This window comes from Pseudomonas sp. NFACC24-1, from assembly GCF_900115235.1.
GTDB lineage: Bacteria > Pseudomonadota > Gammaproteobacteria > Pseudomonadales > Pseudomonadaceae > Aquipseudomonas > Aquipseudomonas fluorescens_AA.
In genome coordinates this window covers 76,651-98,010 of the sequence record NZ_FOVS01000007.1, presented here as the reverse complement: position 1 = coordinate 98,010, position 21,360 = coordinate 76,651, and the positions used below count along the sequence as shown (strand labels likewise).

At 61.9% G+C, this 21,360-nt stretch carries 18 protein-coding genes and 1 pseudogene; 8 read left to right on the top strand and 11 right to left on the bottom strand.

Features of this window, described 5'->3' with window-relative positions:
- Positions 1 to 126 precede the first annotated feature (126 nt).
- Complete coding sequence (plsB, locus tag BM317_RS09110; RefSeq protein WP_092165824.1) at positions 127 to 2,625, bottom strand: glycerol-3-phosphate 1-O-acyltransferase PlsB; 2,499 nt, start codon at positions 2,623 to 2,625, stop codon at positions 127 to 129.
- A 234-nt stretch (positions 2,626 to 2,859) separates the two neighbouring features.
- Here plsB and BM317_RS09105 point away from each other — a divergent pair, with 234 nt between their 5' ends.
- Entirely contained in the window at positions 2,860 to 3,069 is a 210-nt protein-coding gene (locus BM317_RS09105; protein ID WP_092165825.1) for a cold shock domain-containing protein, read from the top strand.
- A gap of 180 nt (positions 3,070 to 3,249) precedes the next feature.
- On the opposite strand, the gene BM317_RS09100 is transcribed toward BM317_RS09105, so the two are convergent.
- From BM317_RS09100 to dapE, 3 genes are all read right to left on the bottom strand, one after another.
- Entirely contained in the window at positions 3,250 to 3,627 is a 378-nt protein-coding gene (locus BM317_RS09100; RefSeq protein WP_003198200.1) for a hypothetical protein, read from the bottom strand.
- An 84-nt stretch (positions 3,628 to 3,711) separates the two neighbouring features.
- Positions 3,712 to 4,521 carry a putative RNA methyltransferase gene (locus BM317_RS09095; RefSeq protein WP_092165826.1) on the bottom strand — a complete coding sequence of 270 codons (810 nt, stop codon included), beginning with the start codon at positions 4,519 to 4,521 and terminating at the stop codon, positions 3,712 to 3,714.
- Positions 4,521 to 5,672, bottom strand: a complete 1,152-nt coding sequence (dapE, locus tag BM317_RS09090; protein WP_092474030.1) for a succinyl-diaminopimelate desuccinylase — start codon at positions 5,670 to 5,672, stop codon at positions 4,521 to 4,523. The genes BM317_RS09095 and dapE overlap by 1 nt, the downstream gene beginning before the upstream one ends.
- A 377-nt stretch (positions 5,673 to 6,049) precedes the next feature.
- Between dapE and tcdA the strand changes: the two genes are divergently transcribed.
- On the top strand, positions 6,050 to 6,862 hold the full coding sequence (gene tcdA / locus BM317_RS09085) for a tRNA cyclic N6-threonylcarbamoyladenosine(37) synthase TcdA (RefSeq protein WP_170866252.1): 813 nt from the start codon (positions 6,050 to 6,052) through the stop codon (positions 6,860 to 6,862).
- A 142-nt stretch (positions 6,863 to 7,004) separates the two neighbouring features.
- Here tcdA and BM317_RS09080 read toward each other — a convergent pair whose 3' ends face one another.
- The 4 genes from BM317_RS09080 to BM317_RS09065 all read right to left on the bottom strand — a co-directional run bounded on the left by BM317_RS09080 (position 7,005) and on the right by BM317_RS09065 (position 10,215).
- Positions 7,005 to 7,409: a SufE family protein gene (locus tag BM317_RS09080; protein ID WP_092165829.1), complete on the bottom strand. Its 405-nt coding sequence runs from the start codon at positions 7,407 to 7,409 to the stop codon at positions 7,005 to 7,007.
- Entirely contained in the window at positions 7,406 to 8,611 is a 1,206-nt protein-coding gene (locus tag BM317_RS09075; protein WP_092474026.1) for an aminotransferase class V-fold PLP-dependent enzyme, read from the bottom strand. Before BM317_RS09075 ends, BM317_RS09080 begins: the two co-directional genes overlap by 4 nt.
- 174 nt (positions 8,612 to 8,785) lie before the next feature.
- Positions 8,786 to 9,820: a 2,3,4,5-tetrahydropyridine-2,6-dicarboxylate N-succinyltransferase gene (gene dapD, locus BM317_RS09070; protein ID WP_072408264.1), complete on the bottom strand. Its 1,035-nt coding sequence runs from the start codon at positions 9,818 to 9,820 to the stop codon at positions 8,786 to 8,788.
- 32 nt (positions 9,821 to 9,852) lie between these two features.
- Positions 9,853 to 10,215 (bottom strand): ArsC family reductase, encoded by a 363-nt coding sequence (locus BM317_RS09065; RefSeq protein ID WP_092165834.1) that lies wholly within the window; start codon positions 10,213 to 10,215, stop codon positions 9,853 to 9,855.
- Between the two features lie 273 nt (positions 10,216 to 10,488).
- On the opposite strand from BM317_RS09065, the gene BM317_RS09060 reads away from it, so the two are divergent.
- Both BM317_RS09060 and BM317_RS09055 read left to right on the top strand, forming a co-directional pair.
- Complete coding sequence (locus BM317_RS09060; RefSeq protein ID WP_092165835.1) at positions 10,489 to 12,135, top strand: Na+/H+ antiporter; 1,647 nt, start codon at positions 10,489 to 10,491, stop codon at positions 12,133 to 12,135.
- Positions 12,136 to 12,360: 225 nt separating this feature from the next.
- Positions 12,361 to 12,531 (top strand): annotated as a pseudogene (locus BM317_RS09055) (DUF6124 family protein); the annotation flags it as partial.
- Between the two features lie 202 nt (positions 12,532 to 12,733).
- On the opposite strand, the gene dapC reads toward BM317_RS09055, so the two are convergent.
- The 3 genes from dapC to map all read right to left on the bottom strand — a co-directional run bounded on the left by dapC (position 12,734) and on the right by map (position 17,595).
- Positions 12,734 to 13,933 (bottom strand): succinyldiaminopimelate transaminase, encoded by a 1,200-nt coding sequence (dapC, locus tag BM317_RS09050; RefSeq protein WP_092474024.1) that lies wholly within the window; start codon positions 13,931 to 13,933, stop codon positions 12,734 to 12,736.
- A 123-nt stretch (positions 13,934 to 14,056) separates the two neighbouring features.
- Positions 14,057 to 16,759, bottom strand: a complete 2,703-nt coding sequence (locus BM317_RS09045) for a [protein-PII] uridylyltransferase (protein ID WP_092165838.1) — start codon at positions 16,757 to 16,759, stop codon at positions 14,057 to 14,059.
- Positions 16,760 to 16,812: 53 nt separating this feature from the next.
- Positions 16,813 to 17,595 carry a type I methionyl aminopeptidase gene (gene map, locus BM317_RS09040; RefSeq protein ID WP_053118843.1) on the bottom strand — a complete coding sequence of 261 codons (783 nt, stop codon included), beginning with the start codon at positions 17,593 to 17,595 and terminating at the stop codon, positions 16,813 to 16,815.
- A gap of 446 nt (positions 17,596 to 18,041) precedes the next feature.
- On the opposite strand from map, the gene rpsB reads away from it, so the two are divergent.
- The 4 genes from rpsB (at position 18,042) to frr (ending at position 21,355) form a co-directional block, all read left to right on the top strand.
- Positions 18,042 to 18,779, top strand: coding sequence for a 30S ribosomal protein S2 (rpsB, locus tag BM317_RS09035; protein ID WP_003198231.1), 738 nt, complete (start codon positions 18,042 to 18,044; stop codon positions 18,777 to 18,779).
- Between the two features lie 195 nt (positions 18,780 to 18,974).
- The gene (tsf, locus tag BM317_RS09030) at positions 18,975 to 19,841 is read left to right on the top strand and encodes a translation elongation factor Ts (RefSeq protein WP_092165839.1); all 867 of its coding nucleotides are present in this window, start codon (positions 18,975 to 18,977) and stop codon (positions 19,839 to 19,841) included.
- A 216-nt stretch (positions 19,842 to 20,057) separates the two neighbouring features.
- Positions 20,058 to 20,801, top strand: coding sequence for a UMP kinase (gene pyrH / locus BM317_RS09025; RefSeq protein ID WP_024779012.1), 744 nt, complete (start codon positions 20,058 to 20,060; stop codon positions 20,799 to 20,801).
- Complete coding sequence (gene frr / locus BM317_RS09020) at positions 20,798 to 21,355, top strand: ribosome recycling factor (protein ID WP_003184913.1); 558 nt, start codon at positions 20,798 to 20,800, stop codon at positions 21,353 to 21,355. Before pyrH ends, frr begins: the two co-directional genes overlap by 4 nt.
- The last annotated feature ends 5 nt before the right edge of the window (positions 21,356 to 21,360 follow it).

Below are 21,360 nucleotides of genomic sequence, written 5' to 3'. Positions count from 1 at the left end.
GTTCTCTGTAGGTCTTTTCTTCGTTTGACGTCGCCTTGGCCGCTGCGCAGCGTCGGAGTACGCCTGGCGATTGACCGAAGCACTCACCAGAACCGTTCCATGCTCAAGGTGAGTGATCGGCAAATGTCAAAGGTCGGGGCTGACGGCGATCTCCGCCGCATCTTCACTGCGATGCAACGCCACCTGGCGAATCGACAGGCGAATCTCCGCTGGCAGCACCCGCTTGGCCGCGCCTTCGGCCAGTTCGCCCAGTAGTTCGTGGTAGCTGAGCTTGCCGGCCTCGTCGCGGCGCAGTACATCCAGGTCCAGCATCGTCTGGATGAAGTGGCGGAACAGGCTCTTGTCGAAGAATTCCGGTGCGTTCAGGCCATGGAGGATCGACAGGCGCTGGGCCATGACGGTGCAGAGGTCCTCCAGTTCTTCGGCACTGACGCTGTTCTGACCGCTGTTGAGCAGCAGCGAGACGGTCATGTAGAAGCGCTGCAAGGTCTGGGCAATGCTTTTGGACAGCAGGGTCAGCAGCACGAAGTGCCGTGAACTCGGCGCCGGACGCAGGTACAGGTCGTTTTCGAAACGCAGCAGGCCCTGTTCGACAAACGCGTCGAGCCATTGGTCGATCACGCCGTCCAGTTCTTCCAGCGACCAGCGAATGAACAGCTCCGATTGCAGGTACGGGTACAACGCATGGGTGTAGCGCAGGATCTGTTCGCGGCTCATGCGCGAGCTGCTCTGGAAGAAGCTCGCCAGCAATGCCGGCAGGGCGAAGATGTGCAGCACGTTGTTGCGGTAGTAGGTCATCAGCACCGCGTTCTGCTCGTCCAGGTACAGAATCTTGCCCAGGGCATCGCTCTGTTCCGACAGCAGGTCCATGCCTTTCACGTGTTCGATCAGCGCCTGGCCATCGCCTTCGGGCAGGGTGGTGTGGGGCGAGTACGGGACTTTGCGCAGCAACGCCAGGTACAGGTCGAGCACCCGCGCCATGGCGCGATCGTCCAGGGCCAGGCGGCTGGTGGACAGCAGCGCCAGGGCGACCAGGTTGACCGGGTTGATGGCCGCGGCTTCGTTCAGGTGCCGGGCCACGCGCTCGCCGAGGCGATGAGTGGTTGCGTTGAGCCAGGCCGGCTTGAATTGCGGGCCCAGTTCCTGTTGGCGCCAGCCGGGTTGTTCGCCGTCGAGGAATTCCGCCAGCTTGATCGGTTCGCCGAAGTTCACCGCCACCTGGCCGAAGCGCTGCTTGAGGGCGCCGATGACTTTGAAGATGTCGAAGATCGATTCCTTCTTCTTGCTGGCCCCGCGCAGTTCGCCCAGGTAGGTGCGGCCTTCCAGGACCCGCTCATAACCGATGTAGACCGGCACGAACACGATGGGCATGCGTGAGGAGCGCAGGAAGCTGCGCAGGGTGATGGCGAGCATGCCGGTCTTGGGTTGCAGCATGCGCCCGGTGCGCGAGCGACCGCCTTCGACGAAGTACTCCACTGGGAAACCCTTGGTGAACAGCGTGTGCAGGTATTCGTTGAACACGGCGGTGTAGAGCGGGTTGCCCTTGAAAGTGCGGCGCATGAAGAACGCCCCGCCACGGCGCAGCAGGCCACCGATGACCGGCATGTTGAGGTTGATGCCGGCGGCGATGTGCGGTGGCGTCAGGCCGTTGCGAAACAGCAGGTACGACAGCAGCAGGTAGTCGATGTGGCTGCGGTGGCACGGCACATAGATGACCTCGTGGCCCTGGGCGACGTTTTGCACGCCTTCGATGTGGTTGACCTTGATGCCATCGTAGATCTTGTTCCAGAACCAGCTCAGCACCACCTCCAGGAATCGGATCGCGGTGTAGGTGTAGTCCGAGGCGATCTCGTTGCCGTAGCGCAGGGCCTGGGCCTTGGCTTTTTCCGGGGAGATCTTTTCCCGTTCGGCTTCCTCGGCGATCGCCTGCTTGACCAGCGGCTGGTTCAACAGACCCTTGACCAGGTTGCGTCGGTGGGAAATGTCGGGGCCGATGACCGCCGCTTTCAAGTTGCGAAAGTGCACCCGCAGGATCCGCTGGGCCATGCGCACGGTGCGTTCGTGGCCCTTGTCGTGTTCGATCAGTTCGCGCAGGTGGATCGGTGCGGAGAATTGCACGCGAGTCTTGCGCCCCAGGATCATGATGCTCAACAGGCGGCGCAAGCGCCCGGTGACGGCCCAGCTGTCGGCGAACAACAGCTTCCAGGGGCTGGATTCGCTGTCGGGCGACTGGCCCCAGAACACGCTGACCGGGATGATCTGGGCGTCTTCGGCGGCATTGTGGGTCAGGGCGTCGACCAGCCGCGTCAGGGTGGGCGGCGCACCGCGCTTGTCCTGGCGCCCGATCCAGTCCGGCGCCGGCGTCAGGTAGAAAAATGCCGCCGGCTCCAGCAGGTTACCCACCGAGACCGGCAGCACCGGACGGGGCAGGCCGGCCTTGGTGCATTCGGTGTCGAGCACCGCCAGGTCGGTGAGCGAAGGGTCTTGCAGGACGTAGAACACCGGACGACTGCGGTCGAGGTTGAGGGTAAAGGACGACTGGTTGATGGTCTCGGAGCGAACCCAGAGGTACAACAGTCGGCGCAGGGTGCCAAACACAAGACGGCGGAACGGGGAGCGGGTCATACGGCTTCTGCATGAGTGGATAAAACCGAGCGGCTGCTCGGGCCCGCTAGTGTGCCGGATTCATCGAAAATCGGCAAAAAAGCGCCGAAGTAAAGTCAGTTGAGAGTTTTTCCGTGTGTCATATACTCGGCAGGTTACCGCCCCGGCCTCCCATGGACGGCCAGACGGTGGTGAAAGTTCGTACGGCTTTCCATCGAAAAGTCGACTTATAAGATAAAAATGGGAGTGAGCATCATGGCAGCACGGGAAACCGGCAGTGTGAAGTGGTTCAACGACGCCAAGGGTTACGGCTTCATCCAACGCGAAGGCGGGGTGGATGTATTCGTGCATTACCGCGCGATCCGCGGCGAAGGCCACCGTTCCCTGACCGAAGGCCAGCAGGTCGAGTACGCGGTCGTGGAAGGGCAGAAGGGCTTGCAGGCTGAGGATGTGGTGGGGTTGTAAACCGCGCTTGCCGTCACAGTAATCCCTGTGGGAGCGGGCTTGCTCGCGAATACGGTGTATCAGTCACAAGGATATTGCCTGACACACCGTATTCGCGAGCAAGCCCGCTCCCACATTGGGATCTGTTTTAGCATTGCAAGTGGCGTCGAGCCTGGCAATCGCAACAGGCCTACCCAGCTGTCACGCCGTCTTCCAGGTAATCTCTTCTTCCCCGTCGGCACTGATGCGAATCCAGCGGTCCGCCGATTCTTCCCCTTCTTCCTCCACCCATGACCCAGGCGCACAACGCACTTCGACATTCAGTGCGGCGAAGGCGGCGCGGGCGCAGGCGATGTCGTCTTCCCACGGGGTCTGGTCGCTTTCCAGGTACAGGCTGTTCCATTTGCCCACGGCCTTGGGCAGCCAGGTCACCGGAATGTTGCCGGCCTTGCACTTGTAGGTCTGGCCTTTCTGTACCCAGTCGCTGCAGGGGCCCAGGGCCTGGCCGAGCCAGGCGGCGATGGCCTTGTGGTCGACGTCGGCGTCCTTGAGGTAAATCTCGATATCGGGTTGGCGCATGGATGTCCTCGCTGCGGTCTTGAAAAATCCATTCGCGGATTTAACTGGCCCCGAACGGTTGCCCGGGGCCTGGAATCAAAAAGGTTATTGAAGAACGAAATAATCGTAGCGCATCGACACCGTGACCTCGAATGGCTCGGCCTGTTCGATCACGCTGGCGCGGCGTTCGGCGCTGGCGCGCCAACCGTGGGGCGTCATGGCCAGCAGGTTGGCGCGATCCTGGCCGTTTTCGAGGGTCAGCTTGAATTCGAGGGTTTCGCTGTGATCCAGCGCCATGCCCGACGGCACCAGGGCCAGGTGCTTGTCGTCGGTGTAGGCGCGCACTTCGTCGTAGAGGCGCTCGCGCAACTCCATCAGGTGGCCGGCGGTGGGGCCGACCTTCATCAGGCCGCCGCCGGGGCTGAGCAGGCGCTTGGCCTCTTGCCAGTCCAGTGGGCTGAACACGCTGGCCAGGAACTGGCAGCATCCGTCCGCCAATGGCACCCGGGCCATGCTGGCGATCAACCAGGTCAGTTGCGGGTTGCGTTTGCAGGCGCGCTTGACCGCCTCGCGGGAAATGTCCAGGGCATAGCCATCGGCCTGGGGCAATGCCTCGGCGATCTGCGCGGTGTAGTAACCCTCGCCGCAGCCGATGTCCAGCCAGCGCCCGGGTGCGCGCTCGGCGGCCAGTTCCGCCAGGCGCCGGGCGACCGGGGCGTAGTGCCCGGCGTTGAGAAAGTCGCGGCGGGCTTCGACCATCGCCTGGTTGTCGCCGGGGTCGCGGCTGTTCTTGTGCTGCACCGGCAGCAGGTTCAGGTAACCCTGCCGCGCACGGTCGAAGCGGTGGCCGGCCGGGCACACCACGCCGTTATCCACCGCGTTCAGCGGTTCACTGCAGATCGGGCAGGCGAGCATCAGGCGAGCAACTTGATCAGCGTCTTGTAGTAGATCTCGGTCAGCACGTCGAGATCGGCAGCCAGCACGCGCTCGTTGACCTGGTGGATGGTCGCGTTGACCGGCCCGAGTTCCACGACTTGCGTGCCCATGGTGGCGATGAAGCGACCGTCGGACGTGCCGCCGCTGGTGGACGCCTGGGTCTCGCGCCCGGTGACATCCCGGATGCTCGACGACACCGCATCGAGCAGCGCGCCCGGTTCGGTGAGGAATGGCAGGCCGGACAAGGCCCAGTCGATGTGCCAGTCCAGTTGATGCTTGTCGAGGATTTCGGCGACGCGTTGTTGCAGGCCTTCGACGGTGGACTCGGTGGAGAAGCGGAAGTTGAAGACCGCTTCCAGGTCACCGGGGATCACGTTGGTCGCGCCGGTGCCGGAATTGAGGTTGGAGATCTGGAAACTGGTCGGCGGGAAAAAGTCGTTGCCGTGGTCCCAATGCTCGGCGGCCAATTCGGCCAAGGCGGGCGCCGCCAGGTGGATCGGGTTCTTCGCCAGGTGTGGATAAGCCACGTGGCCTTGTTTGCCGCGCACGGTCAGTTTTGCGCCGAGGGAGCCGCGCCGGCCGTTCTTGACCACATCGCCCACCAAGGTAGTGCTCGACGGCTCGCCGACGATGCACCAGTCCAGCCGCTCCTGACGCGCCTTGAGGCGCTCGACCACGGCCTTGGTGCCGTGGTGGGCCAGGCCTTCTTCATCGCTGGTGATCAGGAAGGTCAGCGAACCCTTGTGGTCCGGGTAGTCGGCGACGAACCGTTCGGCCGCCACGACCATTGCCGCCAGGCTGCCTTTCATGTCCGCCGCGCCACGGCCGCAGAGCATGCCCTGTTCGTCGATGACCGCGTCGAACGGGTCGAGCTGCCAGGCCTTTACCGGACCGGTCGGCACCACATCGGTGTGCCCGGCGAAACACAGCACCGGGCCGTCATGCTTGCCATGGCTGGCCCAGAAGTTATCCACATCCTCGATGCGCATCGGCTCGAGCGTGAAGCCCGCGTTGCCCAAGCGCTGCATCATCAGTTTCTGGCAATCGGCATCCAGCGGTGTCACGGATGGACGGCGGATCAGGTCGCAGGCGAGTTGCAGGGTCGGCGAGAGGTCGGCGTGGGCCGTCATGGAAAACTCCGGAAACATGGAAAGGAGACACGGATCTCTGTGGGAGCGGGCTTGCTCGCGAAGCTTTTAGCGCCAGTGATGACGCCTTCGCGAGCAAGCCCGCTCCCACAGGTCCTGAGTTCGGCCGTGGATTGTATTTGGCCAAGGCTCGTAAAATGGCGGTTATCTTATAGCAAAACGACCACCATTGGCCCCTGGTGCGGGACAGGTGGAACACAAAACCTGTGGGAGCGAGCTTGCTCGCGATGACGCTGGATCAGCCAGTATCGATGTCGACTGATACACCGCCATCGCGAGCAAGCTCGCTCCCACAGAGGTTTTGCTTAAATTGCCACGGCAAAGCCCTATAATGCGCGCCGGTTTTTGGGGTAATGGTCATGAGTACAGAAGATCCACGGTTTGCCGGCATCGCCCGTTTGTATGGCATTGAGGGCCTGGAACGCCTGCGGGCGGCCCATGTGGCGATTGTCGGCATCGGAGGCGTCGGTTCCTGGGCGGCTGAAGCCATCGCCCGTTGCGGCGTGGGCGAGATCTCGCTGTTCGACCTGGACGATGTCTGCGTCAGCAACGCCAACCGCCAGTTGCACGCCCTGGACAGCACCGTCGGCAAACCCAAGGTCGAAGTGATGGCCGAGCGGCTGCGGGGGATCAATCCCGACTGCACGGTGCACGCGGTGGCGGACTTCGTCACCCGCGACACCATGGCCGAGTACATCACGCCGAACATCGACTGCGTGATCGACTGCATCGACAGCGTCAACGCCAAGGCTGCGCTGATCGCCTGGTGCAAGCGCCGCAAGATCCAGATCATCACCACCGGCGGCGCGGGCGGGCAGATCGACCCGACGCTGATCCAGGTCTGCGACCTCAACCGTACGTTCAACGATCCACTGGCTTCCAAGGTGCGCTCCACCTTGCGCCGCGACTACGGTTTCTCCCGCACCGTGACCCGCCACTACAGCGTGCCCTGCGTGTTCTCCACCGAACAACTGCGCTATCCGAAGCCGGACGGCAGCATTTGCCTGCAGAAGAGTTTTGTGGGCGACGGCGTCAAGCTCGACTGTGCCGGTGGGTTTGGTGCGGTGATGATGGTCACGGCGACGTTTGGCATGGTCGCGGCGACCAAGGCTGTGGATAAGATCGTGGCGGGTGTGCGGCGACCGGCTGACAGGGTCAAGTCCGGGCAGTGAGCGCTTTATGTGGCGAGGGGATTTATCCCCGCTGGGCTGCGAAGCAGCCCTCAAACCTAACAATGCGCTGTGTCAGACAGCTTGAGTTGACTGCTTTAGGGGCTGCTTCGCAGCCCAACGGGGATAAATCCCCTCGCCACAATCATTTAGTCAACTCAAACATCCGCTTTAGCACCGCATTCAAGCCATTGCTACGCGACGGCGACAGCTGCCGCGACAATCCCAGCTGGTTGAACCAATCCGGCAGATCCACCTGCTGCAACGCCTCGGCGGACAGCCCGTTGACCCGCGCCAGCAGCAACGCCACCAACCCACGGATCAACCGCGCATCGCTGCTGGCGGAAAACTGCCAGTGCCCGTCGTGCAAGCGACCCACCAACCACACCTGGCTTTCACAGCCGTGGACGAGGTTGGCCTCGCATTTGTCCGCGTCGCTCAGGGGCGGCAGACGTTCGCCCCATTGCATCAGCAATCGGGCCCGTTGCTCCCAGCCTGACGCGTCCCGGAAGATTTGCAGCGCCGTGACGGCATCGGCCGGCAGGTTCATCGCAACATCTCCAAGGCTTGGTCGAGGGCTTCGAAGAACCGTTCGATGTCGGCAGAATCGTTGTACAGCGCCAACGACACGCGAATCGCCCCGGACAGCTGCAAATGCTTGAACAGCGGCATCGCGCAGTGATGCCCTGCGCGCACGGCAATGCCTTGCTCGGTCAGCAGGTGCGCCAGGTCGGCGTTGTGGATGCCTTCGACCACGAAACTGACCAGAGCCAGGCGCGGGTTGCCCAGCAGGCGAATGCCGTTGCGGGCTTGCAGGCCATGGCGCAGGTAGTCATGCAGCGCCGCTTCATGGTCGATGACCGCTTGCGGATCGAGGGCGGACAGGTAGTCCAGGGTCGCGCCCAACCCGATCACACTGGCAATCGGCGGCGTGCCGGCTTCGAAGCCCAGCGGCGCCGGACGGAAGGTGGCGCTGTGGTAATCGGTTTGTTGCACCATTTCGCCGCCGAACTGCCAATGGCGCAGCTTGCCAAGGGCTTCGGTACGGCCGAACAGCACGCCCAGCCCGTCGGGGCCATAGAGTTTGTGGCTGGAAAACACGTAAAAGTCGCAGCCCAGCGCTTCCACGTCGTGGCGGCCATGGACCACGCCTTGGGCGCCGTCGATCACCGTCAGCGCGCCTTGGGCCTTGGCCAGCGCCAGCAGCGCCGGCACGGGTTGCCAGGCCCCCAGCACATTGGATAACTGGCTCACCGCCAGCAAGCGCGTACGGGGACCGATCAGTTCGGCGGAGGCGCCAGGGTCGATCACCCCGTCGGCATCCAGTGGCAATACCACCAGGGTCAACGAACGGCGCTCGGCCAGTTGCTGCCACGGCAACAGGTTGGCGTGGTGTTCCAGGGCGCTGATGACGATCTCATCGCCCGGGTTGAATAAATGTTCCAGCCCGTAGGCCAGCAGATTCAGCGCCGAAGTGGCGCCGTGGGTGAAGACCACCTGCCCGCAGTTTCCGGCATTGAGCCATTGCGAAGCCTTGAGGCGGCTGTCCTCGAACGCCTGGGTGGCATGGGCGCCCGGCAAATGTTGCGCACGGTGCACGTTGGCCGCGCCGTTGGCGTAGTAATGCGTCAGGGCATCCAACAGGGCTTGGGGTTTTTGCGTGGTGGCGGCGCTGTCCAGGTAGGTCTGGCCTTGCCGTTGCAGGGCGGCGATGGCCGGGAAATCGGCACGCCAGGGGGATTGGATCAACATGCTTTCGGGCCCTGCTGGAGTTACGCCGGACCTTGTGGGAGCGGGCTTTTTTTGTGGGAGCCGAGCTTGCTCGCGATGGCTGCGACACGGTTTAACTGCAAGACCGCATCATCGTTCATCGCGAGCAAGCTCGGCTCCCACAAAGGCTCGTCACCACAGGTGCTGGTGTGAAGCTTAGTTGTGGGCGTGCAGTGCTTCGTTCAGCTCGATGGCCGACTTATGCGTCTTGCATTCCACCGCGCCGGTCTCGGAATTGCGACGGAACAACAGGTCGGGCTGGCCGGCCAGGTCGCGGGCCTTGACCACTTTCACCAGTTGGTTGTTTTCGTCCAGCAGCGCCACTTTGGTGCCGGCGGTCACGTACAGGCCCGACTCCACGGTGTTGCGGTCGCCCAGCGGGATGCCGATGCCGGCGTTGGCGCCGATCAGGCAGCCTTCGCCCACCTTGATCACGATGTTGCCGCCGCCCGACAGGGTGCCCATGGTGGAGCAACCGCCGCCCAGGTCCGAACCCTTGCCGACGAACACGCCCGCCGAGACACGGCCTTCGATCATGCCCGGGCCTTCGGTGCCGGCGTTGAAGTTGACGAAACCTTCGTGCATGACCGTGGTGCCTTCGCCCACATAGGCGCCCAGGCGGATTCGCGCGGCGTCGGCGATGCGCACGCCGGCCGGAACCACGTAGTCGGTCATTTTCGGGAACTTGTCCACCGAGAACACTTCCAGCAGTTCGCCACGCAGGCGGGCTTCGAGCTGGTGCTCAGCCAGTTCGGCCAGGTCGATCGCGCCCTGGCTGGTCCAGGCCACGTTCGGCAGCAGAGGGAAAATCCCGGCCAGGTTCAGGCCGTGGGGCTTGACCAGGCGATGGGACAGCAGGTGCAGCTTGAGGTAGGCCTCAGGGGTGGAGCTCAGTTGGGCATCTTCGGCCAGCAGGGTGGCGACCAGTGGCTTGTGGCTTTCAGCCAGGCGGGTCAGCAGGGCAGCTTGTGCGGCATCGACGCCCTTGAGGGCTTCAGCCAGTTGCGAGGCCTGGGCGGTGGTGAAGGTGATGGCCTGGTTGCCTTCGCTGTAGCCGAGGATCGGCGCGATGGCTTTGACGATGTCGGTCGATGGGTTGAGCAGCGGCTGTGCGTAGAACACTTCCAGCCAGGCGCCTTGACGGTTTTGAGTGCCGACACCGAAGGCCAGGCTGAACAGGGTAGTGGACATGAAATTACCTCTACAAAATGGACTGGGCAGGCTTACTTGATTTCTGCCGCATAGATATCTGGCTTGAAGCCAATCAGGGTTCGGTCACCGAGATCGAGCACCGGGCGCTTGATCATCGAGGGTTGGGCGAGCATCAGTTCGATGGCTTTCGTCTGGTCGAGATCGGCTTTGCGTTCGTCGTCGAGTTTGCGAAAGGTCGTACCGGCACGGTTCAACACCACTTGCCAGCCATGCTCGTTGCACCATTGGGTCAGGTGTTCACGGTCAATGCCGGCGGTCTTGTAGTCGTGAAAGTCGTACTGCACAGCGTGATCATCGAGCCAAGTGCGCGCCTTTTTCATCGTGTCACAGGCTTTGATGCCGAAAAGGTGCAACGTTTTGCTTGAATCGGTCAAGGAACTGCCCCCTTTGCAGGTGCTGGAAATAAAAGGTGAAGGATTATGCCATGACCGGACGGTTGTGGGAGCGAGGCTTGCCCGCGATGAACGATGACGCGGTCTTCTGGCAGACCGAGGTGTTTTCATCGCGAGCAAGCTTTGCTCCCACAGCTTGCTCACTAAAGAGCTGCTGCGACATAGGTGTAACGGCCAAGTTAATCCTAGGCGGTTAATATGGCACTTCAACGGCAAGCTGTTGCCGGATGTGTGTCGCTGCCAGTGGAAACCGTTATGCAAAGCGCTTATACCGTCCTGATCCTGTTGATGCTGGTAGGCGTGTCGCGCCTGATCGGACGGTTGATCCCGCTGCCGCTGCCCCTGGTACAGATCGGCGCCGGTGCCGTGCTGGCCTGGCCGTCCCTGGGGCTGCACGTGGCCCTCGATCCTGAGTTGTTCCTGTTTCTGTTCCTGCCACCGCTGCTGTTCTCCGACGGTTGGCGCATGCCCAAGCGCGAGTTGTGGCGCCTGCGCGGGCCGATCCTGACGCTGGCGGTGGGGCTGGTGTTGTTCACGGTGGTGGGCGCCGGTTATTTCATTCATTGGCTGCTGCCAAGTATCCCGTTGCCGGTGGCCTTCGCCCTGGCGGCGGTGCTGTCGCCGACCGACGCGGTGGCGGTGTCGGCGATTGCCCGCGACCGCTTGCCCGGCCCCCTGATGCACATGCTCCAGGGTGAGGCGCTGATGAACGATGCGTCGGGCCTGGTGACGTTCAAGTTCGCCCTGGCGGCGGCCATCACCGGGGTCTTTTCCCTGGCCAACGCGAGCCTGACGTTCGTATTGGTGGCGGTCGGCGGCCTGCTGGTCGGCGTGGCCCTGAGTTGGCTGCTGGGCCGGCTGCGGGCGTGGATGATTGCCCGGGGTTGGGACGACCCGGCCACCCATGTGGTGTTCATGTTGCTGCTGCCGTTTGCCGCCTATGTGCTGGCTGAGCGCTTGGGCGCCTCGGGCATTCTCTCGGCGGTGGCGGCGGGGATGATGCAGAGCTGGCTCGACCTGCTGCCGCGCCAGACCGGCACGCGGCTGCTCAATCGCAGTGTCTGGTCGCTGTTGGAATTCGCCTTCAACGGCTTGATCTTCCTGCTGCTGGGCTTGCAACTGCCGGACATCATCAAGGCGGTGACCCGCCTCGAAACCACGCTCTGGCCGACGTTGTTCTACCGTTGCCTGGATGTGCTGGCGATTTTCCTGGTGTTGCTGGTGCTGCGGTTTGTCTGGGTGCAAAGCATCTGGCGTCTGTCGGGGCTGTTGCGCCGCTGGCGTGGCAAGGGTGAGCTGATCCTGGTGCCGAACGCACGTTCCTGCTGGCTGTTGACCTTCGGCGGGGTGCGCGGCGCGGTGACACTGGCGGGCGTGCTGTCGGTGCCATTGCTGTTGGGCGCGGGCGAGGCGTTTCCCGAGCGGGACCTGCTGATCTTCATCGCCGCCGGGGTGATTCTGCTGTCGTTGATCGCAGCTTGTATCGCCTTGCCGTTGTTGCTGCGGGGCATCGAGAAAAGCCCCGACGACAAACGTCGCAATGAAGTCCGCGAGGCCTGGCGCAAAACCGCTGAAGCGGCGATCCATGCGCTGGAGGTGGAAGAACCGACCGAGGCGGGCAGTACGCCGGATGCGGCCCAAGCGGCGCTGGCGACCGAGGTCAAGGCGCGGCTGATGTCCGAGTATCGTCATCAGCTCGACGTGTTCAACGACTCCGCCGAAGCCCAGGCGCTGGCATTCGAGATGGACCTGCTGGAGCGCCGGCTGCGCCTGAAGGCTTTTCGGGCGCAGCGGCTGGAGTTGTATCGCCTTAGTCGTCATCACCAGATTGGCGATGATGTGTTGCGTGAGGTGCTGGGGGAGTTGGATTTGGCGGAGGCGAATTTGGGGTTGGGTAAATAAATACTGGCCTCATCGCCCGAAGAGTCTGGGGTCGACCACAAACTCTATGGACATACCTTGCGATGGGTAAAGTCAAATACGAATGGTGGGCGATCCTGTGCTGCTACAAGCTGTAACGCCCAGGAACCGATTTCTCAAGCCCGATGTGCTTTACGAACTCACCCAGGTCGACCTCTAGTATGTCTTTCTCTTCGGTTGAGGTCATTTCTTGTCCTTGCTGAAGCCCTGCTAGCCAACCTCAGCGAAACCCTGGCTTCGGCCAATGCGATGCTCAGCGACCTGGCGTTTGGCCTGGACGGCTCGCGGCGGCATGTAGCCTTGGGAGTGGCGCAGATGATTGAGTTGGGGACGTTGTTGGCGAACAAGGCGTTGGATCGGGTAGAGCTTCGGACTTGATGCAGTAAATGCCGGCCGCCCGGCCCGCACTGATCGTTCCCACGCTCCGCGTGGGAACGCCGCCAGGGACGCTCTGCGTTCCGCTTCTGGAAGGTGACGCAGAGCGTCACGGGATGCATTCCCACGCGGCGTGGGAACGATCAGTCCCGCTAGAGCAAGCTCCCTCGCCACAACAGAGGTCCACTTCAGTCCGATACAGCCATCAACCCCGACGCTGGATGAACGCGCGGATCCGTTCCGCCGCTTCCACGCATTCGGCCAATGGCGCGACCAGGGCCATGCGCACGCGCCCGGCGCCCGGGTTGACGCCATCCACATCGCGGGACAGGTAGGAGCCCGGCACCACGGTCACGTGTTCCTGTTCGAACAGGTCCCGGCAGAACGCTGCATCATCGCTGGCTACATTCGGCCAGAGGTAGAAGCTGCCATCGGGACGCTGCACGTCCAGCACCGGGCTGAGGATTTCCAGCACGGCGTCGAACTTCTCCCGGTACAGCGCGCGGTTGGCCCGTACGTGCACTTCGTCGTTCCACGCCGCGATGCTCGCCAGTTGGGTCTGAACCGGCATCGCGCAGCCGTGATAGGTGCGGTACAGCAGGAAACCCTTGAGGATGTCCGCGTCGCCAGCGACGAAACCGGAGCGCAGGCCGGGCAGGTTGGAGCGTTTGGACAGGCTGTGGAACACCACGCAGCGCTTGAAGTCCTTGCGGCCCAGTTCGACGCAGGCGCTGAGCAGCCCTGGCGGCGGGGTCTGTTCGTCGAAGTACAGTTCGCTGTAGCACTCGTCCGCCGCGATCACGAAGTCATGCTCATCGGCCAGGGCGATGAGTTTTTTCAGCACGTCCACCGGGATCAACGCGCCGGTCGGGTTACCCGGGGAGCACAGGAACAGAATCTGGCAGCGCTTCCAGATGTCCGGCGAGACGGCCTCGAAATCCGGGTTGAAGCCGTTTTCGTCCAGGCACGGCAGGTAGTGCGGCTTGGCCCCGGCCAGGAACGCCGCGCCTTCGTAGATCTGGTAGAACGGGTTCGGGCTGACCACCAGGGCGTCGTCGCCCCGGTTGACCACGGTCTGGGTGAAGGCGAACAAGGCCTCACGAGTGCCATTGACCGGCAGCACGTGGCGCGCCGGGTCCAGCCAGCCGGTCGGCACGTTGAAGCGACGCTCGCACCAGCCGGTGATGGCTTCACGCAGTTCCGGGATGCCGAGGGTGGTCGGGTACACGGCCATTTTTTCCAGATTACTGGCCAGGGCTTCAGCCACGAAGCTGGGCGAGCGATGCTTGGGTTCGCCGATGGACAACGCGATGGGGCGTTTGTCGGGGTTGGGCGTAACGCTGCCGAGCAGGGCGCGGAGCTTTTCGAACGGATAAGGCTGCAACTGGTTCAAAGCGTTGTTCATCGGGGGCCTCGTTCAATGTGGGAGCGGGCTTGCTCGCGAAAGCGGTGGGTCAGTGAATGATTATGCTGACTGACCCACCGCTTTCGCGAGCAAGCCCGCTCCCACAGCGGGAAATTTGTTCGTTCAGATGCTGATGCGTGTCAGGTGAGCATCGGGTTCCTGGTTGACGCTCAGGTGCCGGACGATGGCCTCCTGCAGGCGGCTGCACAGTTGCGGATCGGACAGCGGCTGGTTGTGAGCGTCGGTGATGAAAAACACGTCTTCTACCCGTTCGCCGAGGGTGGCGATCTTGGCGTTTTGCAGCGACAGGTCGAACTCCAGGAAAATATGGCCGATCCGCGCCAGCAGGCCCGGGCGGTCCGGGGCGCTGAGTTCCAGCACGGTGACCTGGCGCTGGGCGTCGTTGTGGATCGTCACCTGGGGCGCAAACGCAAAATGCTTGAGCTGGCGCGGCACCCGGCGCTGGATGATGGTCGGGTAGTCCGCCGGGTTGCGCAGGGCTTCGGTGAGGCCGTCTCGAATCTGCTTGACCCGCGCCGGGTTGTCGCCGATCGAGTCGCCATCGGTGTCGAGCACGATGTAGGTGTCGAGGGTGAACTGGCTGCTGGAGGTAATGACCCGGGCGTCATGGATGTTGAGGTTGAGCTGGTCCATCGCCGCCACGGTCACGGCGAAGAAGTCGTGCTGGTCCGGGGCATAGATGAAGATCTGCGTGCCACCCTCGAACTCGCGCTGGGTGGTTTCCTTGATCAGCACCAGCGGCCCGCCATCGGCCGGTTGCTGCAGGATCGCGTCGCTGTGCCAGGCCACGTCGCCGGCGGTGTGGCGCAGGAAATAGTCATCGCCCAATTGCGACCAGAGCTGCTCGACATCGTCCGGATCGGTGCCGCCGCGTACCAGGATGTCCAGGGCCGCGCTTTGGGTGCGACGGATCTGTTCTTCGCGGTCCACCGGGTTTTCCAGGCCACGGCGCAAGGCCCGCTTGGTCTCGGTGTAGAGCTGGCGCAACAGGCTGGCGCGCCAGGAATTCCACAGGCTCGGGTTGGTGGCGTTGATGTCGGCCACGGTCAGCACGTAGAGGTAATCCAGGCGCGTTTCATCGCCGACGATCTGGGCGAAGTCGTGGATCACCTGCGGGTCGGACAAATCCTTGCGCTGGGCGGTGGTGGACATTACCAGGTGGTTCTGCACCAGCCAGACGATCAGCCGGCTGTCCCACAGGGGCAGTTGATGGCGCTGGCAGAACGCCTCGGCATCCACCGCGCCAATCTCGGAGTGGTCACCGTGGCGGCCCTTGCCGATGTCGTGGTACAGCCCGGCCATGTAGATCAGCTCGGGCTTGGGCAGCTTGCCCATGAGCTTGCTGGCCAGCGGGAATTTCTCTGACACCTGGGTGTACTGCAGCTTACGCAGGTGCTTGATCAGGTTCAGGGTGTGGGCATCGACCGTATAGATGTGGAACAGGTCGTGCTGCATCTGTCCGACGATGAAGCCGAACTCCGGCAGATAGCGCCCGAGGATCCCGTAGCGATTCATGCGCCGCAGGTTGCGGTGCACGCCGATCCGGCATTTGAACAGCTCGATGAACAGGCTGGTGTTGCGGATGTCGTGGCGGAAATCCTCATCGATCAGATGACGGTTTTCCCGCAGCAGGCGGATGGTGTCGGCCCGCACGCCCTTGATTTCCGGCTGCTGGGCCATGAGCACGAAAATTTCGAGCATGGCGAACGGCGTGCGGCGGAACACATAGTCATGACGCGCTTCGATGTAGCCGTCGTGCAGTTGAAAGCGTGAGTTGATCGGCTGCGGCGGTTCCTCGTCTTCGGGGGCGAGAATGACTTCCTCGAAGTGCTGGATGATCAGTTCGCTGAGCTGGGCGATGCTCATCACCACGCGGTAGTACTGCTGCATGAAGTTTTCGATGGACTGCTTGGCATCCTGCCCTTCGAAACCCAACAGGCCGGCGATGGAGCGTTGGTGATCGAACAGCAGGCGGTCCTCGGCGCGCCCGGCGAGCATGTGCAGGGCATAGCGGACCTTCCACAGGAATTCCTGGGACGAGGCCAGCAAGGCGTTTTCGCTTTCCACCAGGAAACCTTCGCCGGCCAGGGCGCGCAGGTTCAGCGTGCCGTACTGGCGGCGGGCGACCCACAGGATCGTCTGGATGTCCCGCAGCCCGCCGGGCGAGCCCTTGACGTTGGGTTCCAGGTTGTATTCGGTGTCGTTGTACTTGTGGTGGCGGGCCTTCTGCTCGGCGTGCTTGGCCAGGAAAAAATCCTTGCTGGGCCACATGTGCTCTGTGCTGGTGACATCGAGCATGCGCTGGCGCAGGCGCTCGGGGCCGGCGATGGTGCGGCTTTCCATCAGGTTGGTGATCACCGTCAGGTCGGCGCGGGCCTCCTCGGCGCATTCCTGCACCGAGCGCACGCTCTGGCCGACTTCCAGGCCGATGTCCCACAGCAGCGTCAGGAAACGCTCGATGGAATCGCGGAAAACCTCATGGTCGGCGCTGTCCAGCAGGATCAGCAGGTCGATGTCGGAGTAGGGGTGCAACTCCCCGCGCCCATAGCCGCCCACCGCCACCAGGGCGATGTCGGCGTCTTCGCTCCAATCGAACTGCTCCCAGGCCTTTTGCAGGATGTTATCGACGAACCAGGCGCGGTCCTCGATCAGCCGGCGAATGTCCCGGCCATTGCGAAAGCGCTGGTCGAGCACTTCATGGGCCTGGCGGATCGCCTTCTTGAACGCCGAGATGGGGCTTGCCTTCAGGGCCAGTTCAGCCTGGAACTGGCCGCGGTCGAAGAGTTCGGGATCCACCTGCGGCATTGAATGGCTTTCCTTTCTATCTATATCTATCGGATCTATAGGCTGGGTTCGGATCAGGCGGAAACGCGCGCGATGGTGTCATCGCTGCGCAGGGTGAAGATTTCATAGCCCGTCTCAGTGACCAGCAAGGTGTGTTCCCACTGGGCCGACAGCTTGCGGTCCTTGGTGATGGCGGTCCAGCCGTCGCCCAGCACCTTGGTGTCGGCGCGGCCCTGGTTGATCATCGGCTCGATGGTGAAGGTCATGCCCGCCTGCAGTTCCATGCCGGTGCCGGCACGGCCGTAGTGCAGGATCTGCGGTTCTTCGTGGAACACCTTGCCGATGCCGTGGCCGCAGAACTCGCGCACCACCGAGAAGCCGTTCTTCTGCGCATGCTTCTGGATCACTTCGCCGATGTCCCCCAGGCGGCAGCCCGGCTTCACCAGTTCGATGGCCATGTACATGCATTCCTGGGTGACCTTGGACAGGCGCTGGGCCCACTCCGGCACGTTGCCGACATGGAACATGCGGCTGGTGTCGCCGTGATAGCCGTCCTTGATGACGGTGACGTCGATGTTCAGGGTGTCGCCATCCTTCAACGGTTTTTCGTTGGGGATGCCGTGGCAGACCACGTGGTTGATCGAGGTACAGATCGACTTCGGGAAGCCTTTATAGTTGAGCGGCGCCGGGATGGCCTTCTGCTCGTTGACGATGTAGTCGTGGCAGATGCGGTCCAGCTCTTCGGTGGTCACGCCCGGCTTGACGTAGTCGGCGATCATCTCCAGCACTTCGGCGGCGAGTTTGCCGGCGACACGCATTTTGGCGATGTCCTCGGGTGTCTTGAGGGTAACGGTCATACAGGCTCTCTCTGCGCCCGACGGCGCTGTTCAAAACGAAATGGGCGGCGGATGGGGATCCGGGCGGCCCTGAAAACGCGATTCTAACAGACGATCAGTACAATGAGCTCTCCAGCCTGGAACTCTGTGGCGAGGGGATTTATCCCCGTTGGGCTGCGCAGCAGCCCAAATCAGGCAGCATGGTGTATCAAGTCGATTGAATCGCCTGGTATGGGGCCGCTGCGCGCCCCAGCGGGGATAAATCCCCTCGCCACAAGAGGATTTCAGAATCCATGTTCCGTTTTCGCCCTTGCTGTGGTATAAAATGCGCCGCTTTCCGGGGATGACCCCGTAAGCTTAAATCCACACACGTGTCGACACGATGACCTGGGTGCCTTCGGTTTATATAGCCGCTGGTTGGTTATTGGGATACGTGGAGGCCAAACCCGACTTATCAAGGAACTATCATGTCCCAAGTCAACATGCGCGATATGCTGAAGGCCGGTGTGCACTTCGGTCACCAGACCCGTTACTGGAACCCGAAAATGGGCAAGTACATTTTCGGCGCGCGTAACAAGATCCACATCATCAACCTTGAAAAAACCCTGCCGATGTTCAACGAAGCACTGACCTTCGTAGAGCGCCTGGCCCAGGGCAAAAACAAGATTCTGTTCGTCGGCACCAAGCGTTCCGCTGGCAAGATCGTTGCCGAAGAAGCAGCACGTTGCGGTTCGCCGTACGTCGATCACCGCTGGTTGGGCGGCATGCTGACCAACTTCAAGACCATTCGCGCTTCCATCAAGCGTCTGCGTGACCTTGAAGTCCAGTCCGAAGACGGTACTTTCGCCAAGCTGACCAAGAAAGAAGCGCTGATGCGCACTCGCGATCTTGAGAAGCTGGACCGCTCCCTGGGCGGTATCAAGGACATGGGCGGTCTGCCTGACGCACTGTTCGTGATCGACGTTGATCACGAGCGCATCGCGATCACCGAAGCCAACAAGCTGGGTATCCCGGTCATCGGCGTTGTCGATACCAACAGCAGCCCGGAAGGCGTTGACTACATCATCCCAGGCAACGATGACGCCATCCGCGCCATCCAGCTGTACATGGGTTCGATGGCTGACGCTGTGATCCGTGGTCGCAACAACGTGAATGGCGGCACCGAAGTCTTCGCTGAAGAAGCTCCGGCAGCAGCCGCTGAGTAATTGACGCCCCTGGCGTTGACTCAGTAAGCAAAAAGGGGGCTTGGCCCCCTTTTTGCCACCTCGAAAACCATTTGCCGCCAGCGCAGTGACTTGTTTGTAACCTGCCGCGGCCTATAAGCAGTGGTTTTCCGGGAAGAATTGATCGCCCGTTCGATCGGGTGGAATGGTTGAAAACCTATCCAAGAGGATTTTGAAATGGCAGAGATTACTGCAGCGTTGGTCAAAGAACTGCGCGAGCGTACCGGCGAAGGCATGATGGATTGCAAGAAAGCCTTGACCAAGGCTGGCGGCGACATCGAGAAAGCCATTGATGACATGCGTGCTTCGGGCGCCATCAAGGCTGCCAAGAAAGCCGGCAACGTCGCCGCTGAAGGCGCCATCGCCATCAAGGACGACGGCAAGGCTGCCGTTCTGCTGGAAGTCAACTCCCAGACCGACTTCCTGGCTCTGCAGGATGACTTCAAGGCGTTCGTCGCTGCCAGCGTCGAAAAAGCCTTCGCTGACAAACTGACCGACGCAGCCCCGCTGATCGAGTCCCAGGAAGAAGCGCGCCTGGTCCTGGTTGGCAAGACTGGCGAAAACGTCAACATCCGTCGCCTGGTTCGCGTTGAAGGTGACGTGGTTGGTACCTACCTGCACGGCAACAAGATCGGTGTTGCGGTTGTCCTGAAGGGCGGCGACACCGAACTGGCGAAAGACATCGCCATGCACGTGGCTGCAACCAACCCTGAGTTCCTGCTGCCTACGGACGTTTCGGCTGAAGCGATCGAGCGCGAGAAGGGCGTTTTCCTGCAGCTGAACGAAGAGAAGCTGAAAGGCAAGCCTGCTGAAATCGCAGAAAAAATGGTCAGCGGCCGTATCTCCAAGTTCCTGGCTGAAGCCAGCCTGGTTGAGCAGGCCTTCGTCAAGAACCCGGAAATCAAGGTTGGCGACCTGGCGAAGAAAGCCGGTGCTGAAATCGTTTCGTTCACCTACTTCAAAGTAGGCGAAGGCATCGAGAAGCCGGTTGATGACTTCGCTGCTGAAGTTGCTGCCCAGGTAGCTGCTGCCAGCAAGCAATAAGACGGTTTTTACAACTGTCGCCCAGAAGAGGCTGCCCGCTTAACGCGCGCAGCCTCTTTTCGGATGGGGATGCCGATTTTTATTGGTTTCCTGTCGGAACTGGCTTACAAAGCCGTGTTCCGATGGCGCTGTGTCAGCGTCGAGCTAGAGTGAACGCAGGCTGCAAACAGCTTGCAAAGAATTTTTTGAACACATACGCCGCAGGAGAGATTCGCAATGGCTCAGCAGGGCAGTGGTTATCAGGCTCGCTATAAACGCATTCTACTCAAGCTTAGCGGCGAGGCCCTGATGGGCTCGGAAGAGTTCGGGATCGATCCGAAAGTGCTGGATCGCATGGCCCTGGAAGTGGGCCAGTTGGTCGGGATCGGCGTTCAGGTCGGCCTGGTCATCGGCGGCGGCAACCTGTTTCGCGGCGCGGCGCTGAGCGCGGCCGGCATGGATCGGGTCACGGGCGACCACATGGGCATGCTGGCCACTGTGATGAACGCCCTGGCTATGCGCGATGCGCTGGAGCGTGCCAATATCTCGGCCATCGTGATGTCGGCCATTTCCATGGTTGGCGTGACCGATCACTACGATCGTCGCAAAGCCATGCGCCACCTCAACGCCAAGGAAGTGGTGATTTTTGCCGCCGGTACCGGTAATCCGTTCTTCACCACGGATTCGGCCGCCTGCCTGCGAGCGATCGAGATCGATGCCGATGTCGTGCTCAAGGCAACCAAGGTCGATGGCGTCTATACCGCTGACCCGTTCAAAGACCCGCATGCCGAGAAGTTCGATCATCTGACCTACGATGAAGTGCTGGATCGCAAGCTGGGTGTCATGGACCTGACGGCTATCTGCCTGTGCCGCGACCACAAGATGCCGCTGCGTGTCTTTAACATGAACAAGCCCGGTGCCCTGCTGAATATCGTCCATGGCGGCGCCGAAGGAACACTGATCGAGGAAGTTCAACAATGATCAACGAAATCAAGAAAGACGCTGAACAGCGCATGCAGAAATCCCTGGAGTCCCTGGCGCACAACTTCGGTCGCATCCGCACCGGCCAGGCGCACCCGAGCATCCTCGAGGGCGTGATGGTGCCGTACTACGGCTCCGATACCCCGATCAAGCAGGTGGCCAACATCACCGTCAAGGACGCGCGTACCCTGCAGGTCGTGGCTTTCGAGCGCAACATGCTGGGCGCGGTCGACAAGGCCATCGGCAGTGCCGGTCTGAACCTGAACCCGACCAACCTGGGTGAGCTGCTGCTGATCTCCATGCCGGCCCTGACTGAAGAAACCCGTCGTGGTTTCACCAAGCAGGCCCGCGATGTGGCTGAAGACGCTCGCGTCGCTGTGCGCAACATCCGTCGCGATGCTAACAGCCAGCTCAAGGATCTGGTCAAGGAAAAGGAAATCAGCGAAGACGAAGAGCGTCGCGCCACTGGCGAAATCGACGACCTGACCAAAAAGTACGTGGCTAAGATCGACGCGGATTTGGCGCAGAAAGAAAAAGACCTGATGGCCGTATAAGGGTC